Source organism: Enterobacter sp. JJBC (assembly GCF_036936505.1).
Lineage (GTDB): Bacteria > Pseudomonadota > Gammaproteobacteria > Enterobacterales > Enterobacteriaceae > Enterobacter > Enterobacter hormaechei_C.
Genome location: NZ_CP136935.1, coordinates 2,898,931 through 2,916,132 on the forward strand (window position 1 = coordinate 2,898,931; position 17,202 = coordinate 2,916,132).

Annotated in this window: 16 protein-coding genes; 5 read left to right on the forward strand and 11 right to left on the reverse strand. The window is 56.5% G+C overall.

Going from position 1 to position 17,202, the window contains the following annotated elements; all coding sequences use genetic code 11:
- Positions 1-38: 38 nt before the first annotated feature.
- Positions 39-689, reverse strand: coding sequence for a tellurite resistance TerB family protein (locus tag RY075_RS14030; protein WP_072139425.1), 651 nt, complete (start codon positions 687-689; stop codon positions 39-41).
- 171 nt (positions 690-860) lie between these two features.
- Between RY075_RS14030 and purT the strand changes: the two genes are divergently transcribed.
- Positions 861-2,039, forward strand: coding sequence for a formate-dependent phosphoribosylglycinamide formyltransferase (gene purT / locus RY075_RS14035; RefSeq protein WP_109948695.1), 1,179 nt, complete (start codon positions 861-863; stop codon positions 2,037-2,039).
- A gap of 74 nt (positions 2,040-2,113) precedes the next feature.
- Here the strand turns inward: purT and kdgA are convergent, their stop codons facing one another.
- From kdgA to zwf, 3 genes are all read right to left on the reverse strand, one after another.
- Positions 2,114-2,755: a bifunctional 4-hydroxy-2-oxoglutarate aldolase/2-dehydro-3-deoxy-phosphogluconate aldolase gene (gene kdgA, locus RY075_RS14040; RefSeq protein ID WP_109948694.1), complete on the reverse strand. Its 642-nt coding sequence runs from the start codon at positions 2,753-2,755 to the stop codon at positions 2,114-2,116.
- Between the two features lie 39 nt (positions 2,756-2,794).
- Positions 2,795-4,606, reverse strand: coding sequence for a phosphogluconate dehydratase (gene edd, locus RY075_RS14045; RefSeq protein WP_015570284.1), 1,812 nt, complete (start codon positions 4,604-4,606; stop codon positions 2,795-2,797).
- A gap of 233 nt (positions 4,607-4,839) precedes the next feature.
- Positions 4,840-6,315 (reverse strand): glucose-6-phosphate dehydrogenase, encoded by a 1,476-nt coding sequence (zwf, locus tag RY075_RS14050; RefSeq protein ID WP_003859771.1) that lies wholly within the window; start codon positions 6,313-6,315, stop codon positions 4,840-4,842.
- Positions 6,316-6,671: 356 nt separating this feature from the next.
- Here zwf and RY075_RS14055 point away from each other — a divergent pair, with 356 nt between their 5' ends.
- On the forward strand, positions 6,672-7,541 hold the full coding sequence (locus RY075_RS14055; protein ID WP_032659044.1) for a MurR/RpiR family transcriptional regulator: 870 nt from the start codon (positions 6,672-6,674) through the stop codon (positions 7,539-7,541).
- Between the two features lie 114 nt (positions 7,542-7,655).
- Positions 7,656-9,098, forward strand: a complete 1,443-nt coding sequence (gene pyk / locus RY075_RS14060; RefSeq protein ID WP_003859767.1) for a pyruvate kinase — start codon at positions 7,656-7,658, stop codon at positions 9,096-9,098.
- 43 nt (positions 9,099-9,141) lie between these two features.
- Here pyk and lpxM read toward each other — a convergent pair whose 3' ends face one another.
- The 3 genes from lpxM to znuA all read right to left on the reverse strand — a co-directional run bounded on the left by lpxM (position 9,142) and on the right by znuA (position 12,510).
- On the reverse strand, positions 9,142-10,113 hold the full coding sequence (lpxM, locus tag RY075_RS14065; RefSeq protein WP_022651444.1) for a lauroyl-Kdo(2)-lipid IV(A) myristoyltransferase: 972 nt from the start codon (positions 10,111-10,113) through the stop codon (positions 9,142-9,144).
- 117 nt (positions 10,114-10,230) lie between these two features.
- Positions 10,231-11,550: a murein DD-endopeptidase MepM gene (mepM, locus tag RY075_RS14070; protein ID WP_003859762.1), complete on the reverse strand. Its 1,320-nt coding sequence runs from the start codon at positions 11,548-11,550 to the stop codon at positions 10,231-10,233.
- 15 nt (positions 11,551-11,565) lie between these two features.
- On the reverse strand, positions 11,566-12,510 hold the full coding sequence (gene znuA / locus RY075_RS14075) for a zinc ABC transporter substrate-binding protein ZnuA (RefSeq protein WP_003859760.1): 945 nt from the start codon (positions 12,508-12,510) through the stop codon (positions 11,566-11,568).
- Between the two features lie 77 nt (positions 12,511-12,587).
- Between znuA and znuC the strand changes: the two genes are divergently transcribed.
- Both znuC and znuB read left to right on the forward strand, forming a co-directional pair.
- Positions 12,588-13,343 carry a zinc ABC transporter ATP-binding protein ZnuC gene (znuC, locus tag RY075_RS14080; protein WP_003859757.1) on the forward strand — a complete coding sequence of 252 codons (756 nt, stop codon included), beginning with the start codon at positions 12,588-12,590 and terminating at the stop codon, positions 13,341-13,343.
- Complete coding sequence (gene znuB, locus RY075_RS14085; RefSeq protein WP_003859755.1) at positions 13,340-14,125, forward strand: zinc ABC transporter permease subunit ZnuB; 786 nt, start codon at positions 13,340-13,342, stop codon at positions 14,123-14,125. Before znuC ends, znuB begins: the two co-directional genes overlap by 4 nt.
- Positions 14,126-14,177: 52 nt before the next feature.
- Here the strand turns inward: znuB and ruvB are convergent, their stop codons facing one another.
- From ruvB to RY075_RS14105, 4 genes are all read right to left on the reverse strand, one after another.
- Entirely contained in the window at positions 14,178-15,188 is a 1,011-nt protein-coding gene (gene ruvB / locus RY075_RS14090; RefSeq protein ID WP_003859753.1) for a Holliday junction branch migration DNA helicase RuvB, read from the reverse strand.
- Between the two features lie 8 nt (positions 15,189-15,196).
- Positions 15,197-15,811, reverse strand: coding sequence for a Holliday junction branch migration protein RuvA (ruvA, locus tag RY075_RS14095; protein WP_003859751.1), 615 nt, complete (start codon positions 15,809-15,811; stop codon positions 15,197-15,199).
- Positions 15,812-15,891: 80 nt separating this feature from the next.
- Complete coding sequence (gene ruvC, locus RY075_RS14100) at positions 15,892-16,413, reverse strand: crossover junction endodeoxyribonuclease RuvC (RefSeq protein ID WP_003859749.1); 522 nt, start codon at positions 16,411-16,413, stop codon at positions 15,892-15,894.
- A 34-nt stretch (positions 16,414-16,447) separates the two neighbouring features.
- Positions 16,448-17,188: a YebC/PmpR family DNA-binding transcriptional regulator gene (locus tag RY075_RS14105; RefSeq protein ID WP_003859747.1), complete on the reverse strand. Its 741-nt coding sequence runs from the start codon at positions 17,186-17,188 to the stop codon at positions 16,448-16,450.
- Between the last annotated feature and the right edge of the window lie 14 nt (positions 17,189-17,202).

A 17,202-nucleotide genomic window follows, 5' to 3' on the forward strand; every position in this document is an offset into this window, starting at 1 on the left:
GGCAAAACACGCGTATGATGCAAGCGAAACATGGCCTTCTAGCCCGCGAGGGTCTGCTTCTGCTGCTGAATATCCTGCTCAATTCCCTCGCGAACGTCCTGGGGGATCTTCAGCGCATCGCCCAGGGCGTTCAGGTAGCTGCGCTCCATAAAGTGATCGATATCGATGGCGGCACAGCTCAGAAAATAGAGTTCCAGCGCCTCTTCTTCGTTTTTCACGCCTTGCGCCAGACGCTGCGGATCGAGCGGCTGTTCAATGGCCTGCGCCACCAGCGCCCTGCCCTGCTCCTCAACGCCCGCTTCCCGCATCTGCTGTTCAATTGCGGCACGTTCACTGGCATCAATATGCCCGTCGCTCTTGGCTGCAAAGACCAGGGCGAGGATCAGGCGCTCGGTGCGTAAATCTAACGGCGATACCTGCTTCCCGTACTGCGGTTCATCCTGATGCGCGCTGCGCACCTTATCTTTGTATTTGCTCCATAAGACGGAACCTGCAATAGCCCCTCCGCCCGCCAGCAGCGCGCCGGTACCGTATTTGGTAAGCAGTTTCCGCGATGATTTATTGGCAACCAGCAAACCGGCCAGCCCGCCGAGCGCACCCGGCACCAGCAGCTTGCTCAGACCCTGCTCGCCCGACGACGAGCCTTTTTGTCCCAACAGGGATTGCAGTTGATTCATCCAGCCTGACATATTTTTCCTCACGTAACAGTGCGTAACCTTCACAGCCTAAGCGAGCGGGTGTCAGGAAATGTCTGTCAGTGCTAAAGAAGCGCAAATTTCACCGCTGTCCGGATATCCCCATACAAGACAGACGCAAACGTTTTCGTTTATACTGCCCGCATCTTTTTCAGGGGGATTTTTATGACTCGTTTAGGAACCGCGCTGCGTCCCGCCGCGACGCGCGTCATGCTGTTGGGATCGGGTGAACTGGGTAAAGAAGTGGCCATTGAATGCCAGCGTTTGGGTGTGGAAGTGATTGCGGTGGACCGTTACGCGAACGCCCCTGCCATGCACGTCGCGCATCGCTCGCACGTCATCGATATGCTTGATGGTAATGCCCTGCGGGGGTTAATTGCCGACGAAAAACCGGATTTCGTGGTACCTGAAATTGAGGCCATTGCCACTGAGATGCTGGTTGCCCTTGAGCAGGAAGGCCAGCGCGTGGTGCCCTGCGCCACTGCGGCAAAACTGACCATGAACCGGGAAGGCATTCGTCGCCTGGCGGCAGAAGAATTACAGCTCCCGACCTCCAGCTACCGTTTTGCCGGGGATAAAGCTGCGTTTCTCCAGGCCGTCGAAGAGATTGGCTACCCGTGCATCATTAAGCCGGTAATGAGCTCCTCCGGCAAAGGGCAGAGCTTTATCCGCGACAGCAGCACGCTGGACCAGGCCTGGGACTATGCCCAGCAGGGCGGTCGTGCCGGTGCCGGGCGCGTCATCGTGGAAGGCGTGGTGAAGTTTGATTTCGAAATTACCCTGCTTACCGTCAGTGCCGTGGACGGCGTTTATTTCTGCGACCCGATTGGTCATCGTCAGGAAGACGGCGATTATCGAGAATCCTGGCAGCCGCAGCAGATGAGCGCGCTGGCGCTGGCACGCGCGCAGGAGATCGCCCGCAAGACGGTGCTGGCGCTGGGCGGCTACGGCCTGTTCGGCGTGGAATTGTTTGTTTGCGGCGACGAGGTGATCTTCAGCGAAGTCTCCCCTCGCCCGCACGATACCGGGATGGTTACGCTGATTTCACAGGATCTCTCCGAGTTCGCGCTGCACGTGCGCGCTTTCCTCGGCCTGCCGGTTGGCGGCATCCGTCAATACGGCCCGGCAGCCTCCGCGGTGATCCTGCCGCAGCTGACCAGCCAGAATGTCACCTTTGATAACGTCGAAGGTGCGGTTGGTGCAGGCTTACAGGTCAGACTGTTCGGCAAACCGGAGATCGACGGAAGCCGTCGTCTGGGCGTGGCATTAGCAACCGGGGAAAACGTGGACGAAGCCGTCGCGAGAGCGAAAATAGCGGCTGCGAACGTCAGCGTAGCAGGATAAAAAAACGGACCGAAAGGCCCGTTATAACTGTCTGGCAGGCCGGGTAAGGCGCAGCCGCTACCCGGCAAACAAACTTACTCTTTCGCGCCTTCTACCGCTTCGCGAGCCAGTTTAGTGATGCGATCCCAGTCGCCTGCTTCCAGCGCATCCGCCGGAACCAGCCAGGAGCCACCGATGCACAGCACGCTTTTCAGCGCCAGGTAGTCACGGTAGTTTGCCGGAGAGATACCGCCCGTTGGGCAGAAACGCACCTGGGAGAATGGGCCCGCAATCGCCTGCAACGCTTTGGTGCCGCCGTTCGCTTCAGCCGGGAAGAATTTGAATTCTTTCAGGCCGTAGTCCATGCCCAGCATCAGTTCAGAAACGGTGCTGATACCCGGGATCAGCGGAATAGAACCTTCGGTTGCGGCTTTCAGCAGGGGCTCGGTCAGCCCCGGGCTGATGGCAAACTGTGCGCCCGCTTCGGTCACTTCCGCCAGCTGCTGCGCATTCAGAACCGTACCTGCACCGATGATCGCTTCCGGCACTTCTTTGGCGATAGCACGGATCGCATCTATCGCACAGGCCGTACGCAGGGTCACTTCCAGAACACGAACGCCACCCGCAACCAGCGCCTTCGCCATTGGGACAGCGTGCTCCAGTTTGTTTACCACAATAACCGGCACGACAGGGCCAGTAGTCAGGATTGCTTCTGCACTTGTTTTCCAGTTTTTCATCAGAGTTTTCTCTCGCCAGATCGTTAAAATCAAGTCGTCTTAAAACGTAATACAGGTTGCGCCCTGCTCCGCACCGGAGAGTTTCTCACGCAACGCACCAAACATTTCGCGTCCGGTACCCACGCGGGATGCGCTCAGGTCAGGAATATGTGGCTGACGCGCCGCCAGCTCTGCTTCGTCCACCAGCAGGGTTAACTCGCCTGTCTGACCGTTAACGCGGATCATGTCACCATCACGCACTTTCGCCAGCAGGCCGCCGTCGTAGGCTTCCGGGGTGACATGAATCGCTGAAGGCACTTTACCGGATGCCCCCGAGAGGCGTCCATCGGTCACCAGTGCAATTTTGAAACGGCGGTCCAATAATACACCAAGCGGCGGCATAAGTTTATGTAATTCTGGCATCCCGTTCGCTTTTGGTCCCTGATGACGCACCACGACCACACAGTCTTTATCAAGCAGACCCGCGTCAAAAGCAGGTAAAACGTCGTGCTGGCTTTCAAACACCACCGCCGGGGCTTCAATCACCTGATTCTCTTCCGGCACGGCAGAGGTTTTCATCACGGCACGTCCAAGGTTACCGCTCAGCACTTTGGTGCCGCCGTGAGGAGAGAATGGCTGTTCGAAGGTTGCGATAACCTGAGGATCGAGCGAGTCGCTCGCCCCTTCGCGCCAGTCCAGCTCACCGTTGTTCAGCCAGGGTTCAAGGGTATAGCGATGCAGGCCAAAGCCCGCCACCGTGTTGACATCCTCATGCAGCAGGCCGCCTTTCAGCAGCTCGCGCATCAGCACCGGCACGCCGCCCGCGGCCTGGAAGTGGTTGATGTCCGCCGGACCGTTCGGGTACAGACGCGCCATCAGCGGTACCACGGAGGAGATATCGGAGAAGTCATCCCAGTTAATCAGAATGCCCGCCGCGCGCGCCATCGCGACAAGGTGCATGGTATGGTTGGTTGAACCGCCGGTCGCCAGCAGGGCGACAATCCCGTTTACGATAACTTTTTCATCCACCATTTTGCCCATTGGCATCCACTCGTTGCCGTTACCGGTCAGGCGCGTCACCTGACGGGCTGCGGCTTCGGTCAGCGCTTTACGCAGTGGCGCATCCGGCTGGATGAACGACGAGCCCGGTAGCTGCATCCCCATAAACTCCACCACCATCTGGTTGGTGTTGGCCGTACCGTAGAACGTACAGGTGCCCGGCGCGTGATAAGACGCGGCTTCCGCTTCCAGCAGTGCCTGACGGTCCGCTTTTCCTTCGGCATACAGCTGACGGATACGGACTTTTTCCTTGTTTGGCAGACCGCTTGCCATCGGGCCTGACGGCACAAAAATCGCTGGCAGGTGGCCAAACGACAGCGCGGCCATCACCAGCCCCGGGACGATTTTGTCGCACACGCCCAGATAGAGCGCGCCATCAAACATATTGTGAGACAGGCCCACTGCCGCTGACATGGCGATCACTTCGCGGCTCAGCAGGGACAGCTCCATACCGTCCTGGCCCTGGGTTACGCCATCACACATGGCCGGCACGCCGCCTGCAACCTGGCCCACCGCGTTCACGCTGTGCAGCGCATTGCGGATGATAGACGGGTAGACCTCATACGGCTGGTGGGCTGAAAGCATGTCATTATAGGAGGTAATGATGGCGATATTGTTACGCAACATGCTTTTCAGCGCGTCTTTATCACCAGGCTGGCAGGCCGCAAAGCCGTGGGCCAGATTCCCGCAGGCCAGCTGTGAGCGATGGACCGTTTCACTCTTCGCCTGTTCGATGCGGGCAAGGTAGGCAGCACGGGTCTCTTTCGAGCGTTCAACAATGCGTTGTGTTACGCGTAACAATGTCGGATTCATAAAAGCTCCTCTAATTTATCTGTCCAGGCTCGGGAGTTTACACAGTTTCTGACGGTTGTTAACAACGCTGAAACGCCTGATATCCGGAGCACAGGGGCAAAATGTCTGAAGGGAGTGTAATAAAAAAAGCTCCGCGGGTGAATCCACGCGGAGCTTAAAAGATAAAAATTATGCCACTTGCTGTGTTAGATCATGTTACCGGTAAAATAACACCTTTGGGCTAGAGAAGGTGGTTATTCAAACTCGTTCCAGGAGCGGCCATCACGGGTGATCATCGCAACGGAGGCGACAGGTCCCCATGTTCCCGCCTGATACGGTTTTGGCGCGTCCTGATCGGCTGCCCACGCTTCAGTGATGGAGTCGACCCACTTCCACGCCTCTTCCACTTCATCGCGGCGGACGAACAGCGCCTGGATACCACGCATGGTTTCCAGCAGCAGACGCTCGTAAGCGTCGGCCAGATGCGTCTGGTTGAAGGTTTCAGAGTAGCTCAGGTCGAGCTTGGTGGTTTGCAGGTTGTGTTTGTGATCAAGACCCGGCACTTTGTTCAGGATCTGAATATCCACACCCTCGTCCGGTTGCAGACGGATGGTCAGTTTATTCTGCGGCAGTTCCTGCCAGGATTCTTTGAACAGGTTCAGTTCCGGATTTTTGAAGTAGACCACCACTTCGGAGCATTTTGCCGGCAGACGTTTCCCGGTACGCAGGTAGAACGGCACACCGGCCCAGCGCCAGTCGTCGATATCCACGCGGATCGCCACAAACGTCTCGGTGTTGCTGGACTTGTTCGCGCCCTCTTCTTCCAGATAGCCAGGAACTTTTTTCCCCTGGGCAAAACCTGCGGTGTACTGGCCGCGCACGGTTTTCTCACGCACGTTGGAGCGGTCAATACGGCGCAGTGATTTCAGCACTTTCACTTTGGCGTCACGAATGCTGTCGGCCGTCAGATCTGACGGTGGAGACATGGCAATCATGCACAGAATTTGCAGCAGGTGGTTCTGGATCATGTCACGCATCTGGCCGGCCTGGTCGAAGTAGCCCCAACGGCCTTCGATGCCCACCTCTTCCGCCACGGTAATTTCCACGTGGTCGATAGTGCGGTTGTCCCAGTTGTTCACAAACAGGGAGTTGGCAAAACGCAGCGCCAGCAGGTTCAGTACCGTCTCTTTGCCCAGATAGTGGTCAATACGGTAAACCTGACACTCCTCAAAGAACTCGCCTACCTGGTCGTTGATTTCACGCGAGGTCGCCAGCGACGTACCCAGCGGTTTCTCCATCACTACGCGCGCCGGTTTGGCGTTCAGCTTCGCCTCGCCCAGACCTTTGCAGATGGCGCCGAAGGTGCTTGGCGGCATGGCGAAATAGTTAATAGTGACACGATTTTCCTGGTCAAGCATTTCACCCAGACGGGTAAAGGCGCCTACATCGTTGACGTCCAGGTTGCAGAAATCGAGACGCCCGCTCAGCTTATCCCAAAGGCTTTCATCGATTTTCTCTTTCATGAACGTTTCGAGCGCCTCACGCACGACTTTGGTATAAGCCTCCTTATCCCAGTCTGCGCGCCCTACCCCAAGGATCCGGGTGTCGGGATGGATCTGGCCCGCTTTTTCGAGCTGATACAGGGAAGGCAGCAATTTTCGGCGTGCAAGATCGCCTTTCGCGCCGAAAATGACCAGGTCACATGCCTGGGCTGTTTGCGTTACCGCCATGTCATTCTCCTCAGTTAGATCGCCTGGTACTCTGCCAGGTATCGTTGTAATTTTATTACAATGCACTGTACTGCTTTTACTCGTTTCCTGAAACCATTAGCGCTTAACGTCGCGTGCGATACGGTGATTTTTCGTCGCCTGGGCCATTACGCCCGTCTGATGACGCAACAAACGTCGATTCTTTGCGCAACGGGGTCAGAGCAAAACCCGACGTCGATCAAGTAATGAAAAAAAACAACAACATTTCTTGTCGACGATTACCCTTTCGGGAGTCCTGGGGGTAATATCGGCTAAATCGAATCAAGGTTTCATCTCTTTATGAAATCGTTTATGCCCTCATGAGCGTCTTGTTAACAATGAACATGCTGGAAAAAATCCAGTTTCAACTGGAACACCTTAGCAAATCCGAGCGCAAAGTGGCTGAAGTTATTCTCGCCGCGCCCGCTCAGGCGATTCATTCAAGCATCGCCGCTCTGGCACAGGAATCGGGCGTCAGCGAACCGACGGTCAATCGATTCTGTCGTAGTCTGGACACGCGCGGCTTTCCTGATTTTAAACTGCATCTGGCCCAAAGTCTGGCAAACGGCACCCCGTATGTTAATCGCAATGTCGATGAAGACGACAGCGTTGATGCTTACACCGCAAAAATATTTGAATCGGCTATGGCCACGCTCGACCACGTTCGCCAGTCTCTGGACATGAGTTCAGTAAATCGCGCGGTCGATCTTCTCACGCAGGCCAAACGGATTGCCTTCTTTGGCCTTGGCTCGTCCGCCGCCGTGGCGCATGACGCCATGAATAAATTCTTTCGCTTTAACGTGCCGGTGATTTACTCCGATGACATTGTGCTGCAACGCATGAGCTGTATGAATTGTAGCGAAGAAGATGTCGTGGTACTCATCTCCCATACGGGCCGCACCAAGAGCCAGGTGGAGCTGGCGCAGCTCGCGCGTGACAACGATGCGATGGTCATCGCCCTGACGACGGCAGGTACGCCGCTCGCCCGGGAAGCGACGCTCGCCATTACCCTGGACGTACCGGAGGATACCGACATGTACATGCCGATGGTCTCCCGCCTGGCGCAGTTGACGGTCATCGACGTACTGGCGACAGGTTTTACCTTACGCCGGGGCGCAAAATTCCGGGATAACTTGAAGCGGGTCAAGGAAGCCCTGAAAGAATCGCGTTTTGATAAAGAATTGCTTATAAAGAGCGATGTTCCCTAATAACGACGAAGTACGATTTACGGCATTCGGTCCCCTCGCTACTGCCTTGCGATAGATGAAGGCCGATTCTATGTTCACGCAACACCAAAGTTGTTTCAGTCAACGGAGTATTACATGTCCAGAAGGCTTCGCAGAACCAAGATCGTCACCACCTTAGGCCCGGCCACCGACCGCGATAATAACCTCGAAAAGATTATCGCCGCGGGTGCTAACGTGGTGCGTATGAACTTCTCTCACGGTACGCCAGAAGACCATAAATTACGTGCCGACAAAGTGCGTGAAATCGCAGCTAAACTGGGCCGCCACGTTGCTATCCTCGGTGACCTGCAAGGTCCAAAAATCCGCGTATCGACCTTTAAAGAAGGCAAAGTCTTCCTCAACATCGGCGATAAATTCCTGCTGGACGCCAACCTGAGCAAAGGTGAAGGCGATAAGGAAAAAGTGGGTATCGACTACAAAGGTCTGCCTGCTGACGTTGTGCCTGGCGACATCCTGCTGCTGGACGACGGACGCGTACAGCTGAAAGTGCTGGAAGTTCAGGGTATGAAGGTGTTCACCGAAGTGACCGTCGGCGGCCCGCTCTCCAACAACAAAGGCATCAACAAACTCGGCGGTGGCCTGTCTGCCGAAGCGCTGACCGATAAAGACAAAGCGGATATCGTGACCGCAGCGCAGATCGGCGTAGATTATCTGGCCGTCTCCTTCCCGCGCTGCGGTGAAGATCTGAACTATGCTCGCCGCCTGGCGCGCGATGCAGGCTGCGATGCGAAAATCGTTGCAAAAGTGGAACGCGCTGAAGCGGTCTGCGATCAGGACGCGATGGACGACGTGATCCTGGCGTCTGACGTGGTGATGGTTGCCCGTGGTGACCTGGGCGTGGAAATTGGCGACCCTGAACTGGTCGGTATCCAGAAAGCGCTGATCCGTCGCGCGCGTCAGCTGAACCGCGCGGTGATCACCGCCACCCAGATGATGGAATCCATGATCACCAACCCAATGCCGACCCGTGCAGAAGTCATGGACGTGGCGAACGCCGTGCTGGATGGTACTGACGCGGTGATGCTGTCAGCGGAAACCGCGGCGGGCCAGTATCCGGCGGAAACCGTGGCCGCCATGGCGCGCGTCTGCCTGGGTGCAGAGAAGATCCCAAGCATTAACGTCTCCAAGCACCGCCTGGATATCCAGTTCGACAATGTGGAAGAAGCGATTGCGATGTCCGCGATGTACGCAGCCAACCACCTGAAAGGGGTCACGGCGATCATCACCATGACCGAATCTGGCCGTACCGCGCTAATGACGTCCCGTATCAGCTCCGGTCTGCCGATCTTCGCCATGTCCCGTCACGAGCGTACGCTGAACCTGACGGCGCTGTATCGCGGCGTGACGCCAGTATACTTCGACAGCACCAACGACGGCGTGGCCGCCGCGCACGATGCCGTGAACCTGCTGCGCGACAAAGGTTATCTGGTATCCGGTGATATCGTTATCGTGACGCAGGGTGACGTGATGAGCACCATCGGCTCAACCAATACCACCCGCGTACTGACCGTAGAGTAAGCTCCGCTCCCCTCTCCCCTAAGGGGAGAGGGGTGAAGGTTTCCTATTTCTTCGGGAAAAGCTCTTTACGCTTGTACGGCTCTGTTTCGCCAGGTTTGCGCGTTTTGAGCAGCTTCAGGATCCACGTATATTGCTCCTTATGCGGCCCCACCAGCACTTCCACCTCTTCATTCATGCGGCGTGCGATGGTGTGATCGTCTGCGGTCAGCAGATCGTCCATCGGCGGACGTACCTCAATGCTCAGGCGATGCGTTTTACCGTCATAAGCCGGGAACAGTGGGATCACGCGGGCGCGGCAGACTTTCATCAGGCGACCAATCGCTGGTAGCGTGGCTTTATAGGTTGCGAAGAAATCGACAAACTCGCTGTGCTCAGGACCATGGTCCTGATCGGGCAGATAGTAGCCCCAGTAACCCTGACGTACCGACTGAATGAAAGGCTTAATGCCATCGTTTCGGGCGTGCAAGCGTCCGCCAAAGCGACGGCGCACGGTATTCCAGACGAAATCGTAGATTTTGTTTCCCTGATTATGGAACATCGCCGCCATTTTCTGGCCCTGCGACGCCATTAACATCGCCGGAATGTCGACCCCCCAGCCGTGCGGCACCAGGAAAATCACCTTTTCATCATTGCGACGCATCTCGTCGATGATCTCCAGCCCTTTCCAGTCAACGCGTTCGACGATCTTCTCCGGCCCTTTCAGTGCCAGTTCCGCCATCATCGCCATCGCCTGCGGCGCAGTGGTATACATGTCATCAATGATTGCTTCGCGTTCGGCGTCGCTTTTATCCGGGAAACAGTACAACAGGTTTATTTGCGCGCGTCGGCGCGCGCTTTTACCCAAGCGCCCTGCCAGGCGCCCCACTTTACCGAGCACCGGATCGCGGAGGGAAGCAGGTAGCAACGCCATGCCAGCAAACGCGTATACGCCAATCCAGGCGCCCCAGTTACGCGGGTGGCGAAAAGATTTTTCAAACTCAGGAATGTACTCAATATTGTTTTTTTTGGTTTCCATGCGGGTTCCAGGGTCTGGTGACGCAAAAATATATGCGGATAGTGTAGCGAGGCTGCCGCCCGCGCACAAAAGAAAAAGCCGGCGCATACTGACGCCGGCTTTTTAAATCAGGAGAGCTTAGTCGAAGCGCAGCTGCGGCATCACCTCTTTCACCTGCGCCAGGTAATCTTTGCGATCTTTTCCGGTCAGCCCTTCGGTGCGCGGCAGTTTCGCCGTCAGCGGGTTAACCGCCTGCTGGTTGATCCACACTTCATAGTGCAGGTGCGGCCCCGTCGACCGGCCGGTGTTACCGGACAGCGCGATGCGATCGCCACGTTTCACCTTCTGGCCCGGTTTGACCAGCAGTTTACGCAGGTGCATGTAGCGGGTGGTGTACGTACGACCGTGACGAATAGCAACGTAATAGCCAGCAGCACCGCTGCGTTTCGCCATGACCACTTCACCATCTCCTACCGCCAGCACTGGCGTGCCCTGCGGCATAGCGAAGTCAACGCCACGGTGCGGCGCTACGCGGCCCGTTACCGGGTTCAGACGACGCGGGTTAAAGTTGGAGGAGACGCGGAACTGTTTCGCCGTTGGGAAACGCAGGAAGCCTTTTGCCAGACCCGTACCGCTGCGGTCATAGAACTTACCGTCTTCCGCGCGAATAGCGTAGTAGTCTTTGCCGTCTGAACGCAGACGAACGCCCACCAGCTGGCTCTGCTCGCGCTTACCGTCCAGCATTTCGCGGGACATCAGGACAGAGAACTGATCGCCTTTTTTCAGTTTGCGGAAATCCATCTGCCACTGCATGGCTTTGATCACCGAGCTGATTTCAGCGCTGGTCAGGCCGGCATCGCGTGCGCTGGAAACAAAGCTGCCGCCGACGGTCCCTTTCATGACGCTGTTAACCCAGTCGCCCTGCTGCAATTCACTGGTCATTTTGAAACCGTTTGCAGTGCGATCGTAGGTGCGGGTTTCGCGACGGGACATCTCCCAGGTCAGACGTTGCAGATCGCCGTCGGGCGTTAAGGTCCAGGAAAGTTGCTGACCAATTTTCAGGTTACGCAGCTCTTTATCGGATGCGGCGAGCTGGCTGATGTTGCCCATGTCGATACCGTACTGGTTCAGGACGCTGCTCAGCGTATCGCCAGTGGATACAACATATTCATGAATGCCAGCTTCATTCTGGATCTTGTCATCCAGCTCATCCTGGGGAATCGCTTCATCTTCCTGAGCGGCCTGATCGATAGGCTCGCTGGCCTCGGGCAGCAGAGAGCGGATCTCGCTCTTCTCCAGTTCGATGGTTTTGATGATTGGGGCGGAACTCGGGTGGTAAACATAGGGCCGCCAGACGGCGACCGCTAATGTGAGAACTGTAAGCGACCCCAGCATAACGCGGTGGGGTCGAGGCAGATTGTTAAATGCCAGGGCGACAGAGCGGGCTATCTGTTGCACGTATTCACTTCCTCGTTAATCTCCTTTCAGGCAGCTCGCATACTGATTCGCCAGTTGGCTGAGGAACTGCGAATAGCTCGCTTTGCTCAACTGGATGTTCGTACCTAGCGGGTCAAGGGTTCCCATGCGCACGGATGTTCCCCTGGCCACGGCTTCTACGACCGCTGGCCTGAACTGTGGCTCAGCAAAAACGCATGTCGCTTTTTGCTCAACCAGCTGTGTTCTGATTTCATGTAAACGCTGCGCACCAGGCTGAATTTCAGGGTTGACGGTAAAATGCCCCAGCGGGGTCAGACCGTAATGTTTCTCGTAATACCCGTAGGCATCATGAAAAACGAAGTACCCTTTTCCTTTAAGCGGTGCGAGCTCGTTACCCACCTGTTTGTCGGTTGCGGCTAATTGAGCCTCAAAATCCTTCAGGTTGGCGTCGAGTTTGATTCGACTTTGCGGCATAAGTTCCACTAATTTGTCGTGGATTGCAACCGCTGTAAGCCGCGCTATCTCTGGGGAGAGCCAGAGATGCATGTTGTATTCACCGTGATGGTGATGGTCGTCACCTTTTTCACCATGAGCATGGTCGTGGTCATGCTCATCACCCTCGTCCTCAGCTCCTTTCATGAGTAACGGTTTCACGCCGGACAGCCCGGCAATCGTCACCTGTTTCTCAGCGGGAAGCTGTCTGGCTGACTTCTGCATGAACGCTTCCATCTCAGGACCAATCCAGACGACTAAGTCCGCGTTCTGTAAGCGTTTTACATCAGATGGACGCAGAGAATAATCATGCTCGGAAGCCCCGTCAGGCAGCAGAACCTGTGTCTCAGTGACCCCGTCCGCGATGGCAGAGGCGATAAATCCAAGCGGTTTAAGCGAAGCGACAACAGCGGCGTTAACATCTTGTGCTGTTGTACCCCAAAGAGCAGCGGATAAAGCTGCGAAAAGAAGCGTATTTTTCTGTAACATAATGCGACTAATCATCGTAATGAATGCGTGGGATGTGATATTATAACATTCGATGACTTCTGCAAGCTTAAATTGACATGACGACTTTAGTTTCTCTTGAAAATGTTTCGGTCTCATTCGGCCAGCGCCGCGTCCTTTCTGACGTGTCGCTGAATCTGAAGCCCGGCAAAATACTCACGCTGCTCGGCCCTAACGGTGCAGGCAAATCGACGCTGGTGCGCGTCGTATTAGGCCTGGTAGCCCCTGACGCAGGTGTTATCGTCCGCGAAGACAAATTGCGTATCGGCTATGTGCCGCAAAAATTACATCTTGATGCCACCCTGCCCCTGACGGTGAGCCGCTTCCTGCGCCTCCGTCCCGGTACGCGTAAAGCGGATATCCTCCCGGCGCTGAAACGCGTTCAGGCGGGACATCTTGTTGAGGCGCCCTTGCAAAAGCTGTCGGGCGGTGAAACCCAGCGCGTATTGCTTGCCCGTGCCCTGCTCAGCAGCCCTCAGCTGCTGGTCCTGGACGAGCCGACGCAGGGTGTTGACGTCAACGGTCAGGTTGCGCTGTACGATCTGATTGACCAGCTCCGTCGGGAGCTTAACTGCGCGGTGCTGATGGTCTCCCATGATCTGCATCTGGTGATGGCCAAAACCGACGAAGTACTGTGCCTGAACCATCACATTTGTTGTTCCGGCACGCCGGAAGTGGTGTCAATGCATCCCGAATTTATCTCCATGTTTGGCCATCGTGGCGCCGAACAGCTGGGCATCTATCGCCATAATCACAATCACCGCCATGATTTACAGGGACGAATTGTCCTGCGTCGGGGAAATGGACACTCATGATTGAACTGTTACTGCCCGGCTGGCTGGCCGGGATTATGCTTGCCTGCGCCGCGGGTCCACTCGGCTCGTTTGTCGTCTGGCGCAGAATGTCCTATTTCGGCGATACGCTGGCCCATGCTTCATTGCTGGGTGTCGCGTTTGGTTTATTACTGGACGTGAACCCGTTTTATGCGGTGATTGTCGTCACGCTGCTGCTGGCTGCCGGTCTGGTCTGGCTGGAAAAACGCCCTCACCTGGCAATTGATACCCTGCTCGGCATTATGGCGCACAGCGCCCTGTCGCTGGGCCTGGTGGTAGTGAGCCTGATGTCAAACATCCGCGTAGATCTGATGGCCTACCTGTTTGGCGATCTGCTGGCCGTCACGCCCGAAGATCTCATTTCCATTGCCATTGGCGTGGCGGTGGTGCTCGGGATCCTGCTGTGGCAGTGGCGGAGTTTACTGGCGATGACCGTCAGCCCGGATCTGGCCTTTGTCGACGGCGTGAAGCTTCAGCGCGTGAAGCTGCTGTTGATGCTGGTGACGGCGTTAACCATCGGTGTGGCGATGAAGTTTGTCGGCGCGCTGATCATCACGTCGCTGCTGATAATCCCTGCCGCCACGGCGCGCCGTTTTGCGCGTACGCCGGAGCAAATGGCCGGTATCGCGGTGATTATCGGAATGATTGCGGTGACGGGCGGGTTAACCTTCTCGGCGTTTTATGACACGCCAGCGGGGCCGTCGGTGGTATTGTGCGCGGCGGTGTTGTTTATTTTCAGTATGATGAAAAAGACCGCGCAGTAGTCAGCATGTCCCCGGTGGCGCTTCGCTTACCGGGGCTAGAATTTATCGCTACTTACGGCATCGCGGGCGGCGTAATGCCGAAATGATTCCACGCCCGCACCGTCGCCATACGACCGCGCGGGGTACGCTGCAAGAAGCCTTGCTGGATCAGATACGGCTCCAGCACATCTTCGATAGTCTCACGCTCTTCGCCAATTGCCGCCGCCAGGTTATCCAGCCCTACTGGCCCGCCAAAGAACTTATCCAGCACCGCCAGCAGCAGCTTACGGTCCATATAGTCAAAACCTTCAGCATCGACGTTCAGCATATCCAGCGCCTGGGCGGCGATCTCGGCCGATATAGTGCCGTCGTGCTTCACCTCGGCAAAGTCACGCACCCGGCGCAGCAGGCGGTTGGCGATACGCGGCGTACCGCGGGAGCGCTTCGCCACTTCAAACGCCCCCTCTTCGCTCATATCCAGCCCCATGTAGCGCGCGCTGCGCCCCACAATATGCTGAAGGTCGGGCACCTGATAAAACTCCAGACGCTGCACGATACCAAAACGGTCACGCAGTGGAGAGGTCAGCGAGCCGGCGCGGGTCGTGGCGCCAATCAGGGTAAACGGTGGCAGATCGATTTTGATCGAGCGCGCGGCCGGACCTTCACCGATCATGATATCCAGCTGGTAATCCTCCATTGCCGGATAGAGCACTTCCTCCACCACCGGCGACAGGCGATGGATCTCGTCGATAAACAGCACGTCATGCGGTTCGAGGTTGGTCAGCATCGCCGCCAGGTCCCCTGCTTTCTCCAGTACCGGGCCGGAAGTGGTACGCAGGTTAACGCCCATTTCGTTGGCGACGATATTCGCCAGGGTGGTTTTACCTAACCCCGGCGGACCAAAAATCAGCAGGTGATCGAGCGCATCGCCGCGCAGCTTTGCCGCCTGGATGAAAATCTCCATCTGAGAACGAACCTGCGGCTGGCCGATATACTCATCCAGCAGTTTGGGACGGATCGCGCGATCCACCACGTCATCTGGCTGAATGGTGCCTGCCGATACCAGGCGGTCTGCTTCAATCATCCTTTACCTCACAATGCAGCGCGCAGCGCTTCACGAATCAGGGTTTCACTGCTGGCATCCGGTTTAGCAATTTTGCTCACCATCCGGCTGGCCTCCTGAGGTTTATAGCCCAGCGCCACCAGCGCGGCAACCGCTTCCTGCTCGGCATCATCATCCGATGCAGGCGCGCCCGGGGAAGTCAGCACCAGATCGGCTGCCGGCGTGAACAGATCGCCATGCAGACCTTTAAAGCGGTCCTTCATCTCGACAATTAAACGCTCGGCAGTTTTCTTCCCGATGCCCGGAAGTTTAATTAACGCAGCCGGATCTTCACGCTCAACGGCGTTCACAAACTGTGGCGCTGACATACCGGACAGAATCGCAAGCGCCAGCTTCGGCCCGACGCCGTTGGTTTTGATCAATTCGCGGAACAGGGTGCGTTCCTGTTTGTTATTGAATCCGTACAGCAGCTGAGCGTCTTCACGCACCACAAACTGGGTAAAGACAACCGCCTCTTTGCCCGCCTCCGGAAGCTCGTAGAAGCAGGTCATCGGCATATGGACTTCATAGCCCACGCCACCCACTTCCAGCAGCACTAACGGGGGTTGTTTTTCAATGATGATGCCTCTGAGTCTGCCTATCACGTGACGCTCCTGCGTTCTGGAAGAAATTATCTGCCGACATAATAAAAAAAGGCTGGATAAACATCCAGCCTGATTTGTCATTATCGTAACCTGCCTCGCGCCAGATTGAGCCGCGACTCGCTCATTTGCATCGCATTCTGGCTGACGTGACAGTGGGTAATCGCAATGGCCAGCGCATCCGCGGCGTCGGCCTGCGGGTTCGCAGGGAGCTTCAGCAGGGTACGCACCATGTGCTGCACCTGGCTTTTCTCCGCGCTACCAATGCCCACCACCGTCTGCTTAACCTGACGGGCCGCATACTCGAACACCGGCAGATCCTGGTTCACGGCGGCAACAATCGCCACGCCGCGCGCCTGACCGAGCTTTAACGCCGAGTCAGCGTTTTTCGCCATAAAGACCTGCTCGATGGCGAAATAGTCCGGCTGAAACTGAGTGATGATCTCCGACACGCCCGCATAGATGAGCTTCAGGCGCGACGGCAGATCGTCCACTTTGGTGCGAATACACCCACTGCCGAGGTAGGTTAACTGGCGTCCCACCTGACGGATAACGCCATACCCGGTGACGCGTGAGCCTGGGTCAATCCCGAGAATAATCGACATCACGCGTCTCCTGTAACGGATCTACACGCTCTCATCAGAGAGTCGCTGCAACCTCATCAGAGATTTCACCGTTGTGGTACACTTCCTGTACGTCGTCGCAGTCTTCGAGCATGTCGATCAGACGCAGCAGTTTCGGTGCGGTTTCCGCATCCATGTCCGCTTTGGTAGACGGGATCATGGAGACTTCAGCGTTATCCGCCTTCAGGCCAGCCGCTTCCAGCGCATCACGCACGGCCCCCATCTCTTCCCATGCGGTGTAAACATCAATAGCGCCGTCGTCGTAGGTCACCACGTCTTCCGCACCGGCTTCCAGCGCCGCTTCCATGATCGCATCTTCGTCGCCTTTCTCAAAGGAGATGACGCCTTTTTTGCTGAACAGGTACGCTACAGAACCGTCAGTGCCCAGGTTGCCGCCGGTTTTGGTGAACGCGTGGCGCACTTCCGCAACGGTACGGTTACGGTTGTCGGACAGGCACTCAACCATCACCGCCGTACCGCCAGGACCGTAACCTTCATAAATGATGGTTTCCATGTTCGCGTCTTCATCACCGCCCACGCCACGTGCGATTGCACGGTTCAGGGTGTCACGCGTCATGTTGTTGGACAGGGCTTTATCCACCGCTGCGCGCAGACGTGGGTTAGAGGCCGGATCGCCGCCGCCCAGACGCGCCGCTGTCACCAGCTCACGAATGATTTTGGTAAAGATTTTACCGCGTTTGGCATCCTGTGCCGCTTTGCGGTGTTTGGTGTTGGCCCACTTACTATGACCTGCCATAAAAAGTTCTCCAA